The organism is Streptomyces sp. NPDC086777 (assembly GCF_040702065.1).
GTDB lineage: Bacteria > Actinomycetota > Actinomycetes > Streptomycetales > Streptomycetaceae > Streptomyces.
The window spans coordinates 237576-258540 of record NZ_JBFBJI010000011.1 but is presented as its reverse complement, the minus strand read 5'-3'; the positions used below and the strand labels follow the sequence as shown (position 1 = coordinate 258540).

The window sequence follows — 20965 nt, the reverse complement described above, 5'->3', positions numbered from 1 at the left end:
CGCCCCGATCAACACGTTCGGCACACCGCTCAGACCGAACCCACCCACCGCCAGCGACGCACCGTCCGGCACATCAGCCACCGCCTCCGCGGCCGTGGCGACCACCTTGTCCATCCGTGAAGCCTCGTCTCTCCCCGAATTAGTCAGGGCACTGAGTATTTCAGCGAGATGTCTGCCACGCTGCCACCGGCATCGGCACCAGTCAAGGCTTAGACCGACGGCAGTCGGGTGTACAGACAGGACGGATGGCCGCGGGTATCGTTCAGTGCACCGACGAATTCGGACCACGGGAGCGCATATGGCCGCGGTGGACCTCACCACCCACCCCGGGCACCTGGCCCGGCGACTCCAGCAGGCCCACTACCTGCTGTGGAACACGATGGTCTCGGAGGAGACCACCTCGCCCCAGTTCGCCGTGCTGAACGCGCTCGTCGCCGAGCCGGGACTGGACCAGCGGACCGTGGGGGAGCGGGTGGGTCTGGACCGGTCGACCATCGCCGAGGTCATCAGCCGGCTGGGCCGGCGCGGCCTCCTCGACAAGGTGCGCGACCCCCAGGACGGCCGCCGCTTCCTGCTGCGCCTCACCGACGAGGGAGTGCGGGTCCACCGCAAGCTCGTCGTGCGCACCGCCCGGATGAACCAGGTCTTCCTGGCCCCGCTCTCCGCCGAGGAGCAGAGCCTCTTCTTCGACCTGATCCGCCGGGTCTCGGACGCGGCCGAGGACCTGCGCAATCCCACGGAACCGCTCGCCTCCCGGGCGTGAGCAGCGCCCCATGAGGAGCGCCGGGAACTGCGCGATCGGCCCCCACCGGCCGCGGTGAACCCCCGGCTCGAGGTGAACCCCCGGCCCCCGGTGAAACACCGGCTCGCGGTGAACCGCCGGCTCGTCCGGTGGAGCCTCAGGCCTTCGCGAACACCACCCAGACCTGACCCTCGGCGAAGTTCACCGGGCTGCCGTCCGCGTGCGTGAACGTCGTCCCGCCGGTGGCCTCCGGGCGGGACCAGGTCGCTTCGAACGACCGACCGTCCCGCAGTACCTCCGCCCTCCCCGTACCCACCGTCTCGGTGAACGGTGTGTTGTTGCCGAGGACGTCGTGGTACGCCGACGGCCGGATCCGCACGTGCTGCACCACGACCGTCGCCGCTGCCAGCCGGTTGCCTGCCGCCGTCGTCGCCGGGGTGCCGTCCATCGACACCAGCCAGCGTTTCCGGTCGCCGGACCAGGTGAAGGTGAAACGGGCCGCCGGGTACCGCACGCTGCGGGACGCGGTGACCGTGCCGCCGGCCGGGGCCGGGCCGTAGCGGAAGCCGGTGGTGAGTGCCGCTCTGCCGGGCGCCCCGTCCGGCATCAGAGCGGCCGGGTGGAGGTACAGGTTGTGCGGGGCCGGCCGGCCGCCGCCCCGGTAGTAGGCGCCGGACGCCTCCGCGGGTGACTCAGGCCGCAACGGCGCCCGGGCGATCAGGGGGAGCAGTTTCCTCTGTGCGCCGGAGAAGGCGAGCGTCGGCCGGCTGAACTGGCGCAGCAGTTCCAGGTCGGACTCGCGGGCGCTGCGGACCGGGCCGATGACCTTGGGGAGCCTGTCGGCGTACACCGCCATCAGGCGGCTGAGGCCGCCCTCCACCTGCTCCGCGTACACCACGTCCGCCGAGTCCAGCCCGGTCTGCGGGCGGGCCGGGGCCACGTTGTCGATCTTCACCGCCAGCACCGATCCGGTGACCTGCTGACCGCTCGGCGTCGGGGTACCCCCGCTCGGCGCCGGGGTGGCCCGTGGTGCGCGGCCGTCGTCCGCCGAGTCGTGCCGGGTGCAGCCCGCCGTGAGGGCGGCGGCGGTCGCGACCGCCCCCAGTGCTGCCGTCAGCACGGTCCGGCGCGTCGGCGCCTCATGTCGTCGCGTGTCCACCGCTGCCCCCGCTCGTCCCACCCCGTGCACGCTCTTGACTGATTGTGTGCTCAACAGGTCAGCTGAGGCCATACTCGGTCGAACTGCAACGGGGACGGTCAGGACCCCAGGATCTCCGTGAGGTCGTAGCGCACCGGCTCCTCCAACTGGGCGTAGGTGCAGCTCTCCGGGGTGCGGTCGGGGCGCCAGCGACGGAACCGGGCGGTGTGCCGGAAACGGGCCCCGTTCTCCATGTGGTCGTACGCCACCTCGGCCACCCGCTCCGGTCGCACCGGCACCCAGGACAGGTCCTTCTTGCCCGACCACCGGCTCGGCGCGCCGGGCAGCCGGGCCGACTCGTGTGCGGCCTCCTCCGCCCAGGCCGCCCACGGGTGGCCGGAGGCGTCGGCCATGCGCAGCGGCTCCAGCTCCTCGACCAGCTCGGCCCGCCGCTTCATCGGGAACGCGGCCGAAACCCCCACGTGTTGGAGGGCGCCCCGGTCGTCGTACAGGCCCAGCAGCAGCGAGCCCACCACGGGGCCGCTCTTGTGGAAGCGGTAACCGGCCACCACGACGTCGGCCGTCCGTTCGTGCTTGACCTTGAACATGGCACGCTCGTCCTGGCGGTAGAGCAGGCTGAGCGGCTTGGCGACGACCCCGTCAAGGCCGGCCCCCTCGTACTGCTCGAACCACCGCCGGGCCACATCGACATCGGTGGTGGCCGGCGCCAGATGCACCGGCGGGGTCACGTCGGCCAGGGCCCTGGTGAGCAGGGCACGGCGGTCGGTGAGCGGGACGTCGAGGAGGGACTCGTCGTTCAGCGCCAGCAGGTCGAAGGCGACGAACGAGGCGGGCGTCCGCTCCGCCAGCGTGCGCACCCTGGAGTCCGCCGGGTGGATCCGCTCGGTCAGCGCGTCGAAGTCCAGCCGGCCCTCCCGCGCGATCACGATCTCCCCGTCCAGCACGCACCGCTCGGGCACCCGCTGCTTCAATGCCGCCACCAGCTCGGGGAAGTACCTGGTCAGCGGCTTCCCGGTCCGACTGCCCAGCTCCACCTCGGCGCCGTCCCGGAACACGATCGCGCGGAAGCCGTCCCACTTCGCCTCGTACTGCATGTCCGGCGGGATCGTCGCCACCGACTTGGCGAGCATCGGCTTCACGGGCGGCATCACCGGCAGATCCATGCCACGACTGTACGAGCACTGCCCGGCGTCCGCGCGTCACGCGGCACGCTCCGGTACGGGCCCGCGACCGCGTCGAGCCGATATGCGGGGTGGGGGTGGTGCGCCTACCGTGGCCGCATGGGCGATGCGGTGCAACTGGAGGTGGCCGGCCGGACCGTACGGCTGTCCAGTCCGGACAAGGTGTTCTTCCCGGAGCGCGGTTTCACCAAGCTGGACGTCGCCCGCTACTACGCGGCCGTCGCCCCCGGCATCCTGCGCGCCCTGCGCGACCGCCCCACCACCCTCCAGCGCTACCCGGACGGCGTCGAGGGCGAGTGGTTCTACCAGAAGCGCGCCCCCAAGGGCATGCCCGACTGGATCCCCACCGCGCACATCACCTTCCCCAGCGGCCGCTCCGCCGACGAGATGTGCCCCACGGAGGAGGCGGCCGTGGTGTGGGCCGCGCAGTACGGCACGCTCACCTTCCACCCCTGGCCGGTGCGGCGCGGCGACGTCGACCGGCCCGACGAACTCCGCATCGACCTGGACCCGCAACCCGGCACCGACTTCGCCGACGCGGTTCGCGCCGCCCACGAACTGCGTGCCGTCCTGGACGAGTTCGGCGGACTGCGGGGCTGGCCCAAGACCTCCGGCGGCCGCGGACTGCACGTCTTCGTGCCCATCGAACCCCGCTGGACCTTCACCCAGGTCCGGCGCGCCGCCATCGCCGTGGGCCGCGAACTCGAGCGCCGGATGCCGGACAGGGTGACCACCAGGTGGTGGAAGGAGGAACGCGGCGAGCGCATCTTCGTCGACTACAACCAGACCGCCCGCGACCGCACCATCGCCTCCGCCTACTCGCTGCGGCCCCGCCCGAACGCCCCCGTCTCGGCGCCACTTCGCTGGGAGGAGGTCGACGACGTGCGGCCCGCGGACTTCGACCTGGTCACGATGCCCGCCCGGTTCGCCGAACTCGGCGACGTGCACGCCGACATGGACGACCACGCCTACTCCCTCGACGCCCTCCTGGAACTCGCCCGCCGCGACGAGGACGAGCACGGCCTCGGCGACCTGCCCTATCCGCCGGAGTACCCGAAGATGCCGGGCGAGCCCAAGCGCGTCCAGCCCAGCCGGGCACGGCCCGAACAGCCCTCCTGACGACGGGAGCCGGCCACGTCCCGGCCGCGGCCGGCGGGTGCGGCGCCCGGCGCGAGCGCTCCGGCCGGCCCCCGGCGCCCAGGACTATGCTGATCGCCAGCCGCCGAGGAGGAGGGCCGAGGTGTCCGACGCAGTGTCGCGCCCCACGCTGGAGGCCGTGGCCGCGCGGGCCGGGGTCTCCCGGGCCACCGTGTCACGGGTCGTCAACGGCGGGGACGGCGTGCGCGAGCCGCTCGTGGAACGGGTGCGGCGGGCGGTCGAGGAACTCGGCTACGTCCCCAACCAGGCGGCCCGCAGCCTCGTCACCAGACGGCACGACGCCGTCGCCGTCGTCATCGCCGAACCGGAGACCCGGATCTTCACCGATCCCTTCTTCGCCCTTCAGCTGCGCGGCATCAGCAAGGAACTGACCGCCCACGACAACCAGCTCGTCCTGCTGCTCACCGAGGGACGGGACGACCATGCCCGGGTGGCCCGCTACCTCGCCGGCGGCCATGTCGACGGCGCGCTGGTCTTCTCGCTCCACCTCGACGACCCGCTGCCCGGCCTGATCGAGGGCGCCGGCGTCCCCACCGTGTTCGGCGGCCGGCCCGGCTGGAGCGACGGCACGGACAGCGCCGTGTACGTCGACTGCGACAACCGGGGCGGCGCCGAGGACGCGGTGCGCCATCTCGTCGGCCTCGGCCGGACCCGGATCGCGCACATCACCGGGCCGCTGGACCAGACGTCGGCGGCCGACCGGCTGCAGGGATACCGGGACGTGATGGGGGAGAGCGATCCCCGGCTGGTCGTCGCCAGCGACTTCACCCCCACCGGCGGCGAGCGGGCCATGGGCGAACTCCTCGACCGGTGCCCGGACGTGGACGCCGTGTTCGCCGCCAACGACCTCACCGCCCTCGGTGCCCTGCGCGTCCTGCGCGAACGCGGCCGCCGGGTGCCCGAGGACGTCGCCGTGATCGGCTTCGACGACGTACTGCCCGTCGCCGAGCAGACCGAGCCGCCGCTGACGACGGTCCGTCAGGACATCGAGGAGATGGGCCGGTTGATGGCCCGCCTGCTGCTGTCCGCGCTGAACCGCAGCGGGCCGGCGACCGGCGCGCCGGCCAGCGTCGTCCTGCCCACGACGCTGATCCGGCGTGCGACCGCGTGACGGGCCCCGGCTCTGGCCTCAGGTCTGCTGCGGTTCGCTCCTGATCACCGCGAAACGGGCGCCGTACGGGTCGGCCAGCTTGGCCATCCGCCCCACCCCCTCCAGCGTGGTGGCCGGCATCCGCACCCGGCCGCCCGTCTGCTGGGCCTTCTCGACCACCGCGTCCGGGTCCTCGACCTCGAAGTACGGCAGCCAGTACGCGCCGGCCTGCGCCTCGGCCGGGTCCTCGGCCAGCGGCACCATCCCGCCGAACATCGACGCGTCGTCGCCGCCCGCCGGGTTGACGCAGGTGTAGGTGCCGCCGGGGAAGGGCATGCCGGAGGTCTCCAGACCGAGCACCTTGTGGTAGTAGGCCGCGGCGGCCGCGATGTCCGGGGTGTACAGCTCGACCCAGCACAGCGAACCCGGCTCGCCCGCCACGTCGACGCCCTTGGTCAGCGCCGGCTGCCAGATGCCGAAGGGCACCCCTGCCTGGTCGGTCAGGACCGCCAGGTGGCCCTGGCCCAGCACGTCCATCGGTTGCGCGAGGACACTGCCGTGCGCCTGCTCGGCCGCCTTCGCGGTGGCCTGCACGTCCTCGCTCCGGAAGTACACCGTCCAGGAGGGCGGGCCCTGCTCCGGGCCGGTCTGCATACCGCCGGCGACGGTCCGGCCGTCCAGCTGGAAGAAACCGTATTCGCCGGCCTCGGGACCCGCCGACCGGAACTGCCAGCCGAAGAGGCCGTTGTAGAACGAGACGGCGCCGTCGATCTCGGGCGTGCCGAGGTCGATCCAGTTGGGGGCACCGTTGACGAAACGGGTGGTGAGCATCATCGCCCTCCTCGGAAGGGTCCTGTTCTCTGCTGCGCCGAGTCTTCCACCGACCACTGACAATCGCCGCCCGCCCACGCCCACCGCGACCCGGTTACCGTGGGTCACCCGACGCAGTCGCCGAGTTTTGGATCCGTTCCGCGCGCCGCCGTGCGCGGGCGTGGCGCGCGGGAGCATGATCGAGGCTGAAGTGCTCTGCCGCCGGGGCGTTGAGCGGGCGTTGATCGAACGTTTTTCGCCGCCCGGCACGATCCTGGCCATGCACTTCGACACCATCACCCCGCCCCGCACGCCCGTCCCGGCCTGGCAGGCGCAGGCGTTGTGTGCGCAGACCGGGGCGGACTTCTTCTTTCCCGAGCCCGGCAGCTCGGTACGCGAGGCCAAGCGCATCTGCGGCATGTGCGAGATGCGTGCGGCCTGCCTGGAGTACGCGCTCGACAACGACGAACGCTTCGGCGTCTGGGGCGGCCTGTCCGAGAAGGAACGCCTGGATCTGCGCCGCGCCGCCCGCTGACCCCGCGCCCGCCGGCACAATGCGGTACGACCGTACGGCCGTCCCCGGATACCATCCGGGGACGCGGCCGGACGTAGCGCAGAGGCAGACGCACCGCCTTGCCCAGGCGGACACGCCGGTTCGAATCCGGTCGTCCGGGCCGCGTGACGAGGTCCTGTAGAGCAGAGGCAGACTCGCCGTCATGGCATGACGGATACGCCGGTTCGAATCCGGCCGGGACCACGCTACGGCGGACACGGGGCGGGGCGGATGAGCGAGGCGATCACCGAGGCGGAACTGGCTGCCTTCCACGCGGTCGTGGGGAAGCTGCGGGCACTGCCCGTCGACGACCCGGTGCGGCTGCGTGCCGAGCAGGTCGCCGCCTCCTTCGCCCGGGACGGGCGGCTGCGCCGCCGCAGGACGCGCGGCACCGAGACGTCGCAGGCCGACGCCGCCGTGATGGCCGCGACCGCGACCGGTGCCGCGGACCGCCGTGAGGACGCGCCGCTGGCCGCGCCCGGCACCGGCGGCGTCTTCCGGAAGCCGCGCACCTGCTACGTCTGCAAGTCGCCCTATCGGCAGGTCGACACCTTCTACCACCGGCTCTGCCCCGGCTGTGCCGCCGACAACACCACGCGCCGCGCCCTCACCACGGACCTCGGCGGCCGCCGCGCGCTGCTCACCGGCGGCCGGGTCAAGATCGGCTTCCAGCTGGCGCTGATGATGCTCCGCGACGGCGCCGAGGTCCTGGTCACCTCCCGTTTCCCGCAGGACACCGTGCGCCGCTTCGAGGCCGCCCCCGGCAGCGCGAAGTGGCTGGACCGGCTCACCGTCCTCGCCGTCGACCTGCGTGACCCGCGCCAGGTGCTCGGCCTGTGCGAGGAGTTGCGGCAGGAGGGCGAGCCGCTGGACATCCTCGTCAACAACGCGGCCCAGACCGTACGCAGGCCGCCCGAGTCGTACGCCCTGCTGGCCGCAGGCGAAACCGACGCGCTGCCCCCGGGGGCCCGGCAGGCCCCCGGGTTCACCCCGATGCGCGCACTGGCTGGGTCGGCCGCGGCCCTGCCCGTGGCCCTGCGCGAGGCCGACGAGGCCGGGCTGCTGCCCGACCCGTCGCCCGAGAACTCCTGGTCCGCCCGGCTCGGTGCCCTCGACCCGGCCGAGGTCCTGGAGACCCAGCTCGTCAACGCCCTGGCGCCGGCCCTGCTGTGCGACCGGCTGCTGCCGCTGCTGCTGGCCTCGCCCCGGCCGCGCCGCTACGTGGTGAACGTGACCGCGGTCGAGGGCCGGTTCACCGTCCGCAACAAGATGGCCGGCCATCCGCACACCAACATGGCCAAGGCCGCCCTCAACATGCTCACCCGCACCAGCGCCGCCGAACTCGCGGAGCAGGGCGTCCACATGTGCGCCGTCGACACCGGCTGGATCACCGACGAGAACCCGGCCCCGAAGAAGGCCCGGATGGCCGGCGCCGGCTTTCGTACGCCCCTGGACGTCGTCGACGGCGCGGCCCGCGTCTACGACCCGATCGTGCGCGGCGAGGCCGGGGACCCGGTGTCCGGGGTGTTCCTGAAGGACTACCGGGAGGCGGAGTGGTGAACGAGCAACCGCAGGACCGGCGCGAGACCTTCGCCGGTGTCCCGCACGTGGCGCCGCGACCGACCGCCGAACTCGCCCCGCTGCTCGACTGGCTGCGGGCCGGCCGACCGGCGGGGGAGCGGCTGGACTTCACCGCCGGCACCGCCCTGCCGGACGGCCGCCTCGACCTGTGCAAGCAGGACGTCGGCCCGGCGGGCGCCGCCCTGATCGCCGAGGCCCTCGGCGCGGGGCCCACTCCGGTACGGCACCTGCTGCTCGGCATGGACGCCCTCGGCGACACGGGCGCCGAGGCCGTGGCAGGTTCCGGTGCCGAGGTGGAGACGCTCTACCTGGGCTGCAACGGCATCACGGCGGGCGGCGCCTGCCGGATCGCCGACCAGCTGCGGGCCTCGCCGCAGGTCGTCACCGGGGTGTGGCTCAAGCGCAACCCGCTGGGCGGCGCGGGCGGCCGGGCCGCCGCCGAGCTGATCGAGTCCGCCCGTTCCTTGCGCACCCTCGACCTCGTCCAGACCGGACTCGACCCGGACGGCGCGGCAGTGCTCGCCGACGCGCTGCTCGCGGCTGCCGGCAACGGACGGCGGATCGAACGGCTCTTCGCCGGCGGCAACCCGCTGGGCGCGGCCGGGGCGCGGGCCCTGGCGGCCGTCGTCGCCGACGGTGGGCTCGGCGAACTGTACGTGTCCGCCGCCCGGTTGGGGGACGCAGGCGCGCTGGAGCTGGCCGGCGCCCTGGACCGGGCGCCGTACGGGCGGCTGGCCCGGCTCGCGGTCGCCAGCAACGGCATCGGACCGGCGGCCGCCGCCCGCCTGGTGACGGCGGCGGCCGGCGCCGGGGTGACCCTGCTCGACATGGGGCGGGTACGGGCGGCGGCCGTCCTCGCCGCGGCTGACAACCGGATCGACCTGGCCGCCGCCGACACGATCGGCCGGGCCCTGTCCGCCTCCGAACACCGCCTCGCCCACCTGGTGCTGACCCACACCGGGATGCGCAGCCGCGAGGCCCACCGGCTCCTCGACCACGCGGCCCACGCCGGCACGGCCACCCGCTACCGCCTCGGCGCCGGCATCGCCGCGAGCGTCAAGCGCCGTCTGGCCGGCCTCAGCGCCGGCATCCCGGCCCCCGCGGTCCCGGCCGACGTGGCCGCCGTACGCAGCGTGCACCGGACCGCACCGCCGCAGGCCTGACCCGTCAGCTCCCGCGCAGGTCCGTGAAGACCTCCATCCAGTAGCGCTGCTGCCGCTCGGACGCCCCCACCAGGTAGGTCGCGCGCAGCTTGGCCGGAAGCAGGGCCACCAGGCGGCCCACCGCCGCCCGGTGCCTCTTCAGCTGGGACAGCTCCGCGTTGGCGAGGATCTGGTGCACCACGTCGCTGTCGTCATCGCCCTCGCCGGAGTGCGCGGCGGCCCCGCGCAGCCGGTCCTCCCAGGCGTCGACGTCACGGGCGAGCTCGCGCAGACCCGTGACCGGGCGGCCCTGGAAACGGTCGACGAGGGCCGTCAGCGGCACCGGCGCGTACTCGCCGTCGCCGAGGTAGACCGTGGCCATCTCCAGCGGCAGGCCCTTGCGGTGCAGTTTGACGAGGCGTTCCAGGGTCCGCTTGGTGATCCAGGCCCGGCCCTCGTCGTCGATGTCGTGCTTCCACCACTCCAGGACCGTCTCGGCGTCCCGGCCGTACCGGGCGAGCAGCCACTCGTTGGCCGGGATGTCCTCGGGCTCGACCAGGAGCGAGGCCGTGAACCGGGTGGCCTGGGCGATGTTGTTCCGCGACACCAGCAGCTTGCGCCCCAGGTGGTACGGCGGGTTCTGCACGGCTATCTGGGCCCGCAGGTTCTCGATCCGCTGTCCCGCCAGCGACCACTCCTGGGTGACCTCCATCAGCTTGGCGAACGCGGCCCGGTCCTTGGGCCGGTTGTACTCGTCCCACACGATCGCCTTGGGCTCCGGCCCCGTGAAGGGCGCGGCGAGGAGGTTGTCGAGCGTGCCGTCCGGGGACGGCACCGGCGCGCACAGGTCCTCGACGTTCGTCACCGGCAGCGAGAAGTACAGGGGGTCCCGGCCGAGCCCGTCGCGCAGTGTCTCCCGGACCAGCTCCGTCTTGCCGCAGCCCGGCGGCCCCTGGAGCAGCACCGTCCAGCGGTTGCGCAGCGCCGCCCGCACCACCTGCCGCACCGGGTCCGCGACCGTCGCCGGGTTGGCGGCGCCCACGCTCGCCGCGATCCGGTCGAGGATCTCGGCCGTGCGGTCCTGCCCCGGCCGTCCGTCCGGGCCCGGCTCGGCCAGCCGCAGCCGCTCACCGCCGGCCAGCGGCAGGCCCCAGCGCAGCGGGAAGCCCTCGCGCGCGTTGGCCAGCACGTGGTCGAGGGTGCGCGGGGAGAGCAGCTCGCGCAGGGCGGGGGAGAGGGAAGCCCACAGGGAGAACACCGGACGCAGGTCCCAGGGGCGGTACCGGGCCGCGAGATGACGGCGCCACGACGTGTCGTTCGCGGTGATCCGGATCGTCACCATGCGGTCCAGCAGCGCCAGGTCGCCACGGCGTGCCGAGGTCTCCGAGAGCGACTCGTTGTCGGTGAGGAACACGCCCACACAGCCCAGGGCGCGCAGGTCGTGCTCGCCCAGCGTCCAGTTGCAGGCGACCTGCATGAGCTGCGACTGGATCGTGTCGCCCGCCTGCAGCGAGTCGTCGATGAGCAGCACGAACGGCCGGCCCGGCCGGAGCCGGCCCATCACCAGCTGACGCAGCACCAGCTCCCCCGTGCGCGGGTCCCGGACCGGAGCGTTGACCAGCAGGTCGTCCGGGGTCAGGTTCGCCGCCGGCACGTACACCAGCGTGGTGTCCGGGTACGCGCGGGCGAGGTGCGAGAAGAACGTCGCCGTCTTGCCGATGCCGTGCTCGCCGAAGACCTGCCCCGTCTGCCGCATGTCGATCATCGCGTCGATGAAGGACTCCAGACGGGAGGCGGCCGGCTGCCGTGTCTCCTGCGTCCGCCGCTTCTCCTGCTTCTCCTGCTTCTCCGTGCTCATCTACCGTGATCCCGTGGTGACGCGATGGCAGTCCATCGCGGGTGTGTGTGTCTCGGGCCAGTCGTCGCCGCCCTCGGTGATCAGCCAGATCCATTTCTCCGGCTCGGCCGGGGTGATCGGCGGCGCGTGGCCGTCGGTGAGGACGAGGACCGCGTCCGGGTCCACCTCGCAACGCCGGCCCGCCACCTCGGTACGGCCCTCCACGTAGTCCGCGACCGCCTGGAAGCTGGTGCCGCCCCCGCCGTACACCCGCTCGCCGGGCCGGAACGGCATCACCACGGCGTCGAAGGACAGCCAGTGCGCCGCCACCCCGTCGATCTGGCCGACGAGCCGGGTGAGCCAGTCGACCACCCGGTCCGGCATCGAGCCCGAGGTGTCGTAGGCGATGACGAGCACCTTCTCGCGCACCGGGCCGCGCCGGGCGAGCATCGGGTCCTGCCCGAGGGCCGCGAGCAGGGCGCCGCGCTTCTTCGGGTACACCAGCCGCTCGCCGTCGCGCAGCCGGGAACCCAGGACGTCGACCAGCCAGCGCTGCCACCAGTCGACGGTCCGGGTGCGGGCGGTCCCGCCGCGCAACACGCCCGCGCCCAGCTTCCCCCAGAGCCGCGCGGCCCGCGCCGACCCGTCCTCGGTACGGTTCATGAGGTCGAGCAGCTCCCGCTCCGCGCCCGCGTGGCCGCGCCGGGCCGCCAGCAGGGAGTTGAGCAGCGCCGACGACGTCACCTCGTCCACGGTCGCCTGGTCGGCGGGGACCAGGCCGGCCACCAGGTGCGGGCACAGCGGCGGCGGCACCGGTGGCTCGCGCATGCGTTTCAGCTCGCCGTAGATCCGCAGGTCGGTCTCGGTGAACGCCTCGTACGTGAGCGGCTCCAGGCCGTGGGCCGTCAGGTCGTCCCGGTAGGCGTCGTACACCGTGCGCGGGTCGACGCCCGTCGGCCGGCCGTCCAGCACCGGCAGTTCCGTGCGGCCGAGGCGGACCAGGGCCACATGGTTGACGGCGACCTCGGCGGCGAGGGTGAACACCGGGTCCTCGCGCAGCTCGGGACCGGCCAGGAGGTGACGGTGCACCAGGTGCCGGGCCTCGTGGAAGAGCACGAACTTCACGCCGTCCAGGCCCAGCCCGACAAAAAAGTCCGGGTTGTAGAGCAACAGGCAGGTGCCGTCGCCCGAGGCGACCACGGCAGCGGTGTCCACCGCCGTCGTCGGGATCTGGTGCGGGCACTTCGAGTACAGCCACGAGGCGACCGTCGACTCCGTCAGCCCGAAGTCCAGCAGCGCGGCCTCCTTCAGCTGCCGCGCCCGGGCCACGACCTCCGGATCCGCCGGGCGGTACGCCTCGAGCGCCCTGCGGTCGGCCAGGTCGACCACCGCGGGGCGTGGCCGCCCCCGCTCCCCGTACGTCATGTGCCGTCCCCCGCCGCGCAGTTCCCCCGTTGCTCCATTGGTACCAGCCGGCACCGACAACGGGCCAAGGCATTATGATCTGCCGTAAGGGCGGGGCCGTAGCGCAGAGGCAGGCGCACCGGTCTCCAGAACCAGAGCACGCCGGTTCGAATCCGGCCGCCCCGCCCCCTGCGGCGCCCCGAACGCGCTAGGCGATGGCCCCCGCCGTCCTGACCAGTTCCCCGGCCGTGCCGTGGAAGGTGTCGAGGAGCTGCGCCAGCACCGCCCAGGCCTCCTCGTGGGCGCCCAGGTGGTCGTGGACCAGCGGGCGCAGCGCGTCCTCGGCCTCGGTGGCGCGGCGCGGGAACATCACGTGCCGCAGGGAGAGCACCTGCAGCACGTCACGGGCCGGCCCGTGGTCGAGGGCGTACGTGGCGGGACCGTCCAGGATCCCCGCCTGGCGGACCCTGAAGTCGAACTTGCGGTGGGTGCCGAACTGGGCGCGCAGGGTGGGCGGGCAGTCCGCGCGGACGGACAGGGCCCAGCGGACGTAGCCGGGCAGGGACTTCTCGCGGTCCGCCTCGGCGACCGTCTGCCAGTGCTCACGCCGGTAGACCATGGAAGCGGCCTCCCGCGCGGCGGCCATGGAGTCCGACGCGCGCAGGGCCGGCACCAGCCCGAGGCGGGTGACCCGCTCCGGGACCGGCGGCTCGGCGTAGTCGTCGCGCAGTACCGGATCGACCTCCACCGCGAGCAGTCGCCCCGGGGCGAAGGGCACGCCGTCCAGGATCGCCCGCCGCAGTGCCGTGTCCCGGTCGGTGAGCAGCCGCCAGACGACGGCGTTGAGATCCGGGTCGTCCTCCTGGAGCATCCACAGCACCACCGAGGCCGGCAGCGCCGGCAGCCCCCAGGGGATCCGGCGCCTGGTCTCCCGGAGGTCCTCCGGCACCGGGCGGGACAGCCCGACCCGCGCGCGTACCCGGTCGGCGTCCGCCGGGTCGATCAGGTCCAGCAGGAAGCCGACCGCCCGGCCGGAAGTGGTGTCGTCACGCATGCGCGCATGATGCCGCAGGCCACCGACAGGGCGCACCGGAGAATCCGGGCGCCCGTCCGTCGTCGTGTCAGGCGCCGGCGCGCGCCGTCATCCGGGCCTTGCGCGCGGCCAGCTTCTCGTCGAACTTCGTGGCCTCCGCGTTCAGTCCGCCCATGAACAGGCCGAGTTCCTCCTGTGCCCTGAGACCGTCCGGGCCGAGGCCGTCGATCTCCAGGACCTTCAGGAAGCGCAGCACCGGCTGGAGCACGTCGTCGTGGTGGATGCGCAGGTTGTAGACCTCGCCGATCGCCATCTGGGCGGCGGCCCGCTCGAAGCCGGGGATGCCGTGGCCGGGCATGCGGAACTCGACGACGACGTCCCGCACCGCCTGCATGGTCAGGTCGGGGGCCAGTTCGAACGCGGCCTTCAGGAGGTTGCGGTAGAAGACCATGTGCAGGTTCTCGTCGGTCGCGATGCGGGCCAGCATGCGGTCGCAGACCGGGTCGCCGGACTGGTGGCCGGTGTTGCGGTGCGAGATGCGGGTCGCGAGTTCCTGGAAGGCGACGTAGGCGATGGAGTGCAGCATCGAGTGCCGGTTGTCCGACTCGAAGCCCTCGCTCATGTGCGACATCCGGAACTGCTCCAGCTTGTCCGGGTCCACCGCGCGCGAGGCGAGCAGGTAGTCGCGCATCACGATGCCGTGCCGGCCCTCCTCGGCGGTCCAGCGGTGCACCCAGGTGCCCCAGGCGCCGTCCCGGCCGAACAGCGAGGCGATCTCGTGGTGGTAGCTGGGCAGGTTGTCCTCGGTGAGCAGGTTCACCACGAGGGCGATCCGGCCGATCTCGGTGACCTTGGACTGCTCCTTGCCCCAGGCCTCGCCGTCCTCGAAGAAGCCGGGGAAGTTACGGGCGTCGCTCCACGGCACGTACTCGTGCGGCATCCAGTCCTTGGCGACGTTCAGATGCCGGTTCAGCTCCTTCTCGACCACTTCCTCCAAGGCGTACAGCAGCCGCGCGTCGGTCCACACGGTCGGGCTGCCGAGATGGGGAGAAGTGATCGTCACGAGAACTCCAGGGGGACGCCGAACAAGAGCGGATGAACGGGAGAAGACCGGCGAGCGGGGCCGGAAACCTACGTGATCGTAGGCTACGAATCCGTAGGTTACGAAGCCGTAGGTTAAGTGCGCTGTAAAGACTGCTGATCAGGCCCGGTGCACAAGGCGAAGCGGGACATGCCAAGCAGCCCCGGGACCCGCAGGTCCCGGGGTCGAAGAGGTGAAACGATCACTCGTCAGGCGTACAACTCTCGCAGCCGCACCGAGAGGCAGGTCACACACCCCTCGAGTTTCTCGAACTCGGAGATGTCCACCGTGACCACCTCGTGGCCGAGATCGGCCAGCAGCTCCGCGGACTTGGGGGCGCTCGCCGACATCAGCAGCTTGCCGCCGCCGAGCAGCACCACGTGCGCGCCCGCCTCCTCGGGCACCGCCAGGAAGCCCGGGAACAGCGACGGCCGGTCCACGTTCGGGATGTGCCCCAGAATCGTTCCGTCGGGCAGCGCGGTCACCGCCGACTTCAGGTGCAGCACCTTGCTCACCGGTACGGCGACCACCCGCGCGCCCAGCGGCTCGAACGCGGCGCGCAGTTGCTGCACCCCGGCCGCGTTGGTCCGCCCGCCGCGGCCGACGTAGACGGTGTCACCGACCTTGAGGACGTCTCCGCCGTCAAGGGTGCCCGGTTCCCAGATCCAGTTCACCGAGCAGCCGAGGCGGGCCACCGCCTCCTCGACGCCGGCCGTCTCCTCGCGCCGGGACTCGGCGCCGGGCCGGGTGATCAGCGCCACGTTCTTGTACATGACGACCGTGTCCTCGACGAACACCGAGTCCGGGCAGTCGTCCTCCGGGTCCACCTCGATGGTCTCCCAGCCGTGCGCGCGCAGCGTCTCCGCGTACGCCTCCCACTGCTCCTGGGCGAGTTCGACGTCGACCTTCTCCCGCTCGACGTGCGTCACCAGACCTTCGGCAAGGCGTGGGCTGGGGCGGCGGATGAGGGCCTTCTTGCTGGGCACGACGGGTCTCCGGGGTCGGTGATTCGGTCCGGCGCCCGTTGCGGGGCGCCGGACCGCCATCATGCAGGGCGGATCGGTGTCGACAAAACCCCTGTTGTCAGGCTGTGCCCTCACCGAGACGCGCCACCTCGTCCACAGTTGTGCCGGTCAGCTCCCCGTCCGCCATCAGCAGCCACCGCGTGATCCCGATCGACTCCAGGAACGGCAGGTCGTGACTGGCGACGACCAGCGCGCCCGCGTACGACTCCAGGGCCGTGGTGAGCTGCCGGACGCTCGCCATGTCGAGGTTGTTCGTCGGCTCGTCCAGCATCAGCAGCTGCGGCGCGGGCTCGGCCAGCAGCAGCGCGGCCAGCGCGGCCCGGAAGCGCTCGCCGCCGGAGAGCGTCCCCGCCGGCTGGTCGGCCCGGGCACCCCGGAACAGGAAGCGGGCGAGCCGTGCCCGGATCCGGTTGTTGCCGGCGTCCGGTGCGAACCGGGCCACGTTCTCGGCGACCGTCAGCCCGTCGTCGAGGACGTCCAGGCGCTGCGGCAGGAAACGCAGCGGCACGTGCGCGTGCGCCTCGCCGGCGACCGGCGCCAGCTCCCCGGCGATCGTCCGCAGCAGCGTCGTCTTGCCCGCGCCGTTGCGTCCGATCAGCGCGATCCGCTCGGGCCCGCGCAGGTCGAGGATCCCCTTCACCCGCGAGCCGTGCGCGAGCTCCAGGTTCTCCAGCGTCAGCACGTTGCGGCCGGGCGGTACGGCCGTGTACGGCAGTTCGACGCGGATCTCGTCGTCGTCCCGTACCGCCTCCACCGCTTCGTCCAGCCGCTCCTTCGCCTCGGTGAGCCGTTCCTCGTGCATGATGCGGTGCTTGCCCGCGGCCTCCTGCGCCGCCCGCTTGCGCGCCCCCATGACGATCTTCGGCTCGCGCTTCTGGTCGTACATCTTCTGCCCGTACCGCTTGCGGCGGGCCAGTTTGACCTGGGCGTCGGAGAGTTCGCGCTTCTGCTTGCGGACGTCGGCCTCGGCGACCCGCACCATGCGTCCGGCCGCCTCCTGCTCGACGGCTAGCGCCTCCTCGTACGCGGAGAAGTTGCCGCCGTACCAGGTGACCTCGCCGGCACGCAGGTCGGCGATCTGGTCGACCAGGTCGAGGAGTTCGCGGTCGTGGCTGACCACGATCAGCACGCCCGGCCAGGAGGCGACGGCCGCGTACAGCCGCTTGCGGGCGTACAGGTCGAGGTTGTTGGTGGGTTCGTCGAGGAGCAGCACGTCCGGCCGCCGCAGCAGCAGCGCGGCCAGCCGCAGCAGCACCGACTCGCCGCCGGACACCTCGCCGACGCTCCGGTCCAGACCGATGTGGTCCAGCCCGAGTTCGCCGAGGGTGACCAGGGCGCGCTCCTCGACGTCCCAGTCGTCGCCGAGCACGTCGAAGTGCCGCTCGGACGCGTCGCCGGCCTCGATGGCGTGCAGCGCGGTCCGGCGGGCGGCGATGCCGAGCACCTCCTCGACGCGCAGCGCGGTGTCGAGCGTGACGTTCTGCGGAAGGTGGCCGACCTCACCGGTCACCTTCACCGAGCCCTCGGCCGGGGTGAGCTCGCCGGCGACGAGCTTCAACAGCGTCGACTTCCCGGAGCCGTTGACACCGACCAGGCCGGTGCGGCCGGGGCCGAAGGAGAGGTCCAGGCCCTCGAAGACGGGGGAGCCGTCGGGCCAGGCGAAGGAGAGGGACGTGATGGTCACGGATGCTGACATGGGCGCCTCGCGGTTGCTTGCGGTGTCGGGGGACAGACGCGTGTCGAGACACCGCGAGGCAGAAGCCGAGAGGGCCAGGAGGAGATCCTGCGCCAGGAGAACGGCTCACACGCCGAGGTCGAACGCCACAGACACACCTCAGGGGTGTGACGCGGTGTCTCGGGACCTCAGACGAGCAACGTCCTTCTCCAATCGGCGGCAACAGGACCGGAACACACGCTAGAAGGCGCCGCAAGGAGTGTCAACGCAATTAGTCACCACCGGAGAACGCCTGGTCAGCAGGCATCCCGCAGCAGCTCGGCCAGGTCGTGGTCCAGGTCCAGCCGAAAGTGTTCGAGACCGGCGGGCACCAGGTCGCCGGTGGCCTCCAGAAACCTGCGTATCTCGCCGGTGCGCACATGGATGACGGCGGTGCCCTCGGGGGCGTGGAACTCCAGCACGGTCCGGTCGCAGCCGTACGGCCGCACCCGGACGTCCCCGTCGCCCTCCGGCTCGTGCAGTCCGGCGGCCAGCAGTTCGCGGGAGAACGTCCAGCAGACGTCGACCCCTTCCAGGGTGGCCGGCGCCGGGAAGGCCATGCGCACGGCGAAGGGGTCCGCGCGGTCGTAGCACAGGGTGGCGGGAATGCTCGGCATGCGCGGTGACGCGGCGACGAGGCGGGCCTCTACGGGCTGCTCGATGACGGTGGACAACGCCTTGCTCCCTCGTGATGGCGGTACGAATTCCCGGGTGTGTGAGACCTGGCACTGGAAGAGACGAAGGATGCGGCCGATCCGTGCACAGGATCGGCGAGTGACCTCTGTCACCGGGCTTGTTCACACCGGGGGCCTACCCGCCGGACGGGGTGGCGGGGCCCTCTGGACGGCGCCGCGACGGTCGGCTAGCTTCGCGCGCCATGAGGCGCTTGGGGAGCATGCGAGGCACTGGACGAGCCCGACACACCGGCCGAGCGGTCGCGGTGGGGGTGGCGTGCACCGCGGCACTGGCCGCGCTGACCGCCGGCCCCGCACAGGCCGGCACCCGGGCACCGCACTGGGCGCTCAAGGACACCGGCACTCCGGACGTGCGGTTCCGGGGCCTTTCCGCCGTGGACCGGCACACCGCCTGGCTGGCCGGGACCGGCGGCACCGTGCTGCGCACCACGGACGGCGGGACCAGCTGGCGGAACGTCTCCCCGCCGGGCGCGGGCGACCTCCAGTTCCGGGACGTGGAGGCGTTCGACGCGCGCCGCGCGGTGGCGCTGGCCATCGGCGAGGGCGAGGCGTCCCGGGTCTACCGCACCGACGACGGCGGCCGGACCTGGACGGAGTCCTTCCGCAACACCGACCCCGCGGCCTTCTACGACTGCATGGCCTTCTTCGACCGCCGTCACGGCCTCGCCATGAGCGACCCGGTCGACGGGAAGTTCCGCATCCTGTCGACGAGCGACGGCGGCCGTTCCTGGCGCGTGCTGCCGGACGACGGCATGCCGGCCGCCCTGGCGGGCGAGGCGGGCTTCGCGGCGAGCGGCCAGTGCCTGGTCACCGCAGGGCCGAAGGACGCCTGGCTGGCCACCGGCGGCGGCGCGCACGCGCGCGTGCTGCACTCCGCCGACCGGGGACTGACCTGGACCGCCGCGGACACCCCGATCCCGGCGGGCGATCCGGCCAAGGGCGTCTTCGCCCTCGCCTTCCGGGACCGCGGACACGGCCTCGCGGTCGGCGGCGACTACCGCCCCGACCAGGCCTCGCCGCAGGCGGCCGCGGTCACCCCGGACGGCGGCCGCGGCTGGCGGCCCGCCGCCACCCCGCCGCCCGCCTACCGCTCGGGCGTCGCCTGGCTCCCGCACAGCCGCACCACGGCCCTCGCCGTGGGCCCCACCGGCACCGACCTGACCACCGACGGCGGCCGCACCTGGCGCACCGTGGACACCGGCTCGTACGACACCGTGTCCTGCACGCCGGACCTGAGCTGCTGGGCGGCCGGCGAGCAGGGCCGGGTGGCACGCCTGGAGGACTGACCCCGGGGTACCCGTTCACCGCCCCGGCGGAAAGGAGCGGTCATGCCACGCGGATCCAGCCCCAAACGCGAACGCCAGTACGAGCACATCAAGGAGAGCGCGCTCGACCGCGGCGAGAGCCAGAGTCGGGCCGAGGAGATCGCCGCGCGGACGGTCAACAAGGAACGCGCCCGGTCCGGTGAGTCCGAGACCGCCGGCCGGACGTCCACCGAGGACATGTCGTCCGGCCGGCGCGGCGGGAAGCGGTCCCACAGCGGCGCCCAGGGCCCGACCTACGACCGGCTCTACGAGGAGGCCAGGCAGCGCGGCATCGAGGGCCGCTCGGACATGAACAAGGCACAGCTGCAGCAGGCTCTGAACGCCAGGAAGAGCTGAAGCCCGTCGGAGGCGGGGTGGCAGACCGCGGGGTGGCGTAGGTGGCGTCACGACCGCGGGATGGCCTCACGATCGCGGGATGGCGTCACGGCCGGGAGACGTTGTCACGGCCTGTCACCGCACGCGCGCGTGGCACCCCGTACGCTCGTGCCCACCATGACGACGACCGTACGCGTACCCGCGGGCTGGCCCGCGACCGAGGAACAGGCCCTGGCCGTACAGGACGAGTTGCGCGGGCGGGTCGTTCTCGACGAGCCGGGCCCGGCCCCCGGCACCGGGCGGGTCACCGGCGTCGACGTGGCCTACGACGACGAGCGCGACCTGGTCGCCGCGGCCGCCGTCGTCCTGGACGCGGCGACCCTGGAGGTCGTCGCCGAGGCGACCGCCGTCGGCCAGGTCTCCTTCCCGTACGTGCCGGGACTGCTCGCCTTCCGCGAGATCCCGACCGTACGGGCCGCCCTCGACGCCCTGCCCTGCCCGCCGGGCCTGGTCGTCTGCGACGGCTACGGACTCGCCCACCCGCGCCGCTTCGGTCTCGCCAGCCATCTGGGCGTCCTCACCGGCCTGCCCACCATCGGCGTCGCCAAGAACCCCTTCGTCTTCGCCCACGCCGATCCCGGCGCCCCGCGCGGCAGCCAGACCCCGCTCCTCGCCGGAACGGAGGAGGTCGGCCGCGCGCTGCGCACCCGGGACGCGGTCAAGCCGGTGTTCGTCTCCGTCGGACACCGTGTCGGCCTCGACAACGCCTGCGCCCACACGCTCGCGCTCACCCCCGAGTACCGCCTGCCGGAGACCACCCGCCGTGCGGACGCGCTGTGCCGCAGGGCGTTGCGTGAAGCCCAGGGGTGAGCGGTCCGGACCCGGGCGACTCGAACGTGAGTGACGATTCTGAGTACCAGTACGGATGCCGCTGTTACCGTCGGGCGGCAGGCTGGCCCGCATGACGACACACCGTGCACCCGAGTCCGTGGCCCCGCCCGTCCAGTCCGCCGGGCGTGCCGTGAACGCGGCACTGGTCCTCGCCGTGGTGGCGGGGTTCGCCTGGACCGTCGGGATGCTCTACACCGTGCTGGCGTGGCAGTCCTGACGGCACCCGGCT

Annotated in this window: 21 protein-coding genes and 3 tRNA genes; 13 read left to right on the top strand and 11 right to left on the bottom strand. The window is 72.8% G+C overall.

Translation table 11 applies throughout. The annotated features are described in order from the left end of the window. The coding region (locus AB0472_RS18420; protein WP_366357501.1) for a CoA-transferase at positions 1–114 on the bottom strand (114 nt) is incomplete at its 3' end. Between the two features lie 184 nt (positions 115–298). Here AB0472_RS18420 and AB0472_RS18415 point away from each other — a divergent pair. Beyond that, a complete protein-coding gene (locus tag AB0472_RS18415) occupies positions 299–763 on the top strand; it encodes a MarR family transcriptional regulator (RefSeq protein ID WP_366357489.1) in 465 nt (154 codons plus the stop codon). Positions 764–899: 136 nt separating this feature from the next. On the opposite strand, the gene AB0472_RS18410 is transcribed toward AB0472_RS18415, so the two are convergent. Further along, the gene (locus AB0472_RS18410) at positions 900–1862 is read right to left on the bottom strand and encodes a DUF3048 domain-containing protein (protein WP_366357488.1); all 963 of its coding nucleotides are present in this window, start codon (positions 1860–1862) and stop codon (positions 900–902) included. A gap of 137 nt (positions 1863–1999) precedes the next feature. Further along, positions 2000–3064, bottom strand: a complete 1065-nt coding sequence (locus AB0472_RS18405) for an ATP-dependent DNA ligase (protein ID WP_366357487.1) — start codon at positions 3062–3064, stop codon at positions 2000–2002. Between the two features lie 117 nt (positions 3065–3181). Between AB0472_RS18405 and ligD the strand changes: the two genes are divergently transcribed. Both ligD and AB0472_RS18395 read left to right on the top strand, forming a co-directional pair. Then, positions 3182–4201 (top strand): non-homologous end-joining DNA ligase, encoded by a 1020-nt coding sequence (ligD, locus tag AB0472_RS18400; protein WP_366357486.1) that lies wholly within the window; start codon positions 3182–3184, stop codon positions 4199–4201. Positions 4202–4322: 121 nt separating this feature from the next. Beyond that, positions 4323–5351 carry a LacI family DNA-binding transcriptional regulator gene (locus AB0472_RS18395; RefSeq protein WP_366357485.1) on the top strand — a complete coding sequence of 343 codons (1029 nt, stop codon included), beginning with the start codon at positions 4323–4325 and terminating at the stop codon, positions 5349–5351. A gap of 18 nt (positions 5352–5369) precedes the next feature. Here AB0472_RS18395 and AB0472_RS18390 read toward each other — a convergent pair whose 3' ends face one another. Further along, positions 5370–6161 carry a VOC family protein gene (locus tag AB0472_RS18390; protein ID WP_366357500.1) on the bottom strand — a complete coding sequence of 264 codons (792 nt, stop codon included), beginning with the start codon at positions 6159–6161 and terminating at the stop codon, positions 5370–5372. Between the two features lie 259 nt (positions 6162–6420). Between AB0472_RS18390 and AB0472_RS18385 the strand changes: the two genes are divergently transcribed. The 5 genes from AB0472_RS18385 (at position 6421) to AB0472_RS18365 (ending at position 9437) form a co-directional block, all read left to right on the top strand. Then, positions 6421–6675, top strand: a complete 255-nt coding sequence (locus AB0472_RS18385; RefSeq protein ID WP_366357499.1) for a WhiB family transcriptional regulator — start codon at positions 6421–6423, stop codon at positions 6673–6675. Between the two features lie 67 nt (positions 6676–6742). Next, positions 6743–6814 (top strand) — tRNA-Gly (locus tag AB0472_RS18380). 11 nt (positions 6815–6825) lie between these two features. After that, positions 6826–6897: transfer RNA gene (locus tag AB0472_RS18375), tRNA-Ala, on the top strand. A gap of 27 nt (positions 6898–6924) precedes the next feature. After that, a complete protein-coding gene (locus tag AB0472_RS18370) occupies positions 6925–8253 on the top strand; it encodes an SDR family oxidoreductase (RefSeq protein WP_366357484.1) in 1329 nt (442 codons plus the stop codon). Beyond that, on the top strand, positions 8250–9437 hold the full coding sequence (locus tag AB0472_RS18365) for a ribonuclease inhibitor (protein WP_366357483.1): 1188 nt from the start codon (positions 8250–8252) through the stop codon (positions 9435–9437). Before AB0472_RS18370 ends, AB0472_RS18365 begins: the two co-directional genes overlap by 4 nt. Before the next feature lie 4 nt (positions 9438–9441). On the opposite strand, the gene AB0472_RS18360 is transcribed toward AB0472_RS18365, so the two are convergent. Together AB0472_RS18360 and AB0472_RS18355 are read right to left on the bottom strand one after the other, a co-directional pair. Further along, on the bottom strand, positions 9442–11181 hold the full coding sequence (locus AB0472_RS18360) for an AAA family ATPase (protein WP_366357498.1): 1740 nt from the start codon (positions 11179–11181) through the stop codon (positions 9442–9444). A gap of 93 nt (positions 11182–11274) precedes the next feature. After that, positions 11275–12678, bottom strand: coding sequence for a hypothetical protein (locus AB0472_RS18355; RefSeq protein WP_366357482.1), 1404 nt, complete (start codon positions 12676–12678; stop codon positions 11275–11277). Between the two features lie 90 nt (positions 12679–12768). On the opposite strand from AB0472_RS18355, the gene AB0472_RS18350 reads away from it, so the two are divergent. After that, a tRNA-Trp gene (locus AB0472_RS18350) sits at positions 12769–12844 on the top strand. A 21-nt stretch (positions 12845–12865) separates the two neighbouring features. Here AB0472_RS18350 and AB0472_RS18345 read toward each other — a convergent pair. From AB0472_RS18345 to AB0472_RS18325, 5 genes are all read right to left on the bottom strand, one after another. Then, positions 12866–13711: a hypothetical protein gene (locus tag AB0472_RS18345; RefSeq protein ID WP_366357481.1), complete on the bottom strand. Its 846-nt coding sequence runs from the start codon at positions 13709–13711 to the stop codon at positions 12866–12868. 67 nt (positions 13712–13778) lie between these two features. Continuing rightward, a complete protein-coding gene (locus AB0472_RS18340) occupies positions 13779–14753 on the bottom strand; it encodes an acyl-ACP desaturase (RefSeq protein WP_366357480.1) in 975 nt (324 codons plus the stop codon). A gap of 227 nt (positions 14754–14980) precedes the next feature. Further along, positions 14981–15757 carry a dimethylargininase gene (ddaH, locus tag AB0472_RS18335; RefSeq protein WP_366357479.1) on the bottom strand — a complete coding sequence of 259 codons (777 nt, stop codon included), beginning with the start codon at positions 15755–15757 and terminating at the stop codon, positions 14981–14983. A gap of 97 nt (positions 15758–15854) precedes the next feature. Beyond that, entirely contained in the window at positions 15855–17492 is a 1638-nt protein-coding gene (locus AB0472_RS18330) for an ABC-F family ATP-binding cassette domain-containing protein (RefSeq protein ID WP_366357478.1), read from the bottom strand. Between the two features lie 275 nt (positions 17493–17767). Then, positions 17768–18184: an SsgA family sporulation/cell division regulator gene (locus AB0472_RS18325; RefSeq protein ID WP_366357477.1), complete on the bottom strand. Its 417-nt coding sequence runs from the start codon at positions 18182–18184 to the stop codon at positions 17768–17770. 221 nt (positions 18185–18405) lie between these two features. On the opposite strand from AB0472_RS18325, the gene AB0472_RS18320 reads away from it, so the two are divergent. From AB0472_RS18320 to AB0472_RS18305, 4 genes are all read left to right on the top strand, one after another. After that, a complete protein-coding gene (locus AB0472_RS18320; protein ID WP_366357476.1) occupies positions 18406–19491 on the top strand; it encodes an oxidoreductase in 1086 nt (361 codons plus the stop codon). Positions 19492–19533: 42 nt separating this feature from the next. Beyond that, a complete protein-coding gene (locus tag AB0472_RS18315; protein ID WP_366357475.1) occupies positions 19534–19866 on the top strand; it encodes a plasmid stabilization protein in 333 nt (110 codons plus the stop codon). 156 nt (positions 19867–20022) lie between these two features. Then, on the top strand, positions 20023–20715 hold the full coding sequence (locus AB0472_RS18310; RefSeq protein WP_366357474.1) for an endonuclease V: 693 nt from the start codon (positions 20023–20025) through the stop codon (positions 20713–20715). A 91-nt stretch (positions 20716–20806) separates the two neighbouring features. Then, complete coding sequence (locus AB0472_RS18305) at positions 20807–20953, top strand: hypothetical protein (protein ID WP_366357473.1); 147 nt, start codon at positions 20807–20809, stop codon at positions 20951–20953. Positions 20954–20965 lie beyond the last annotated feature (12 nt).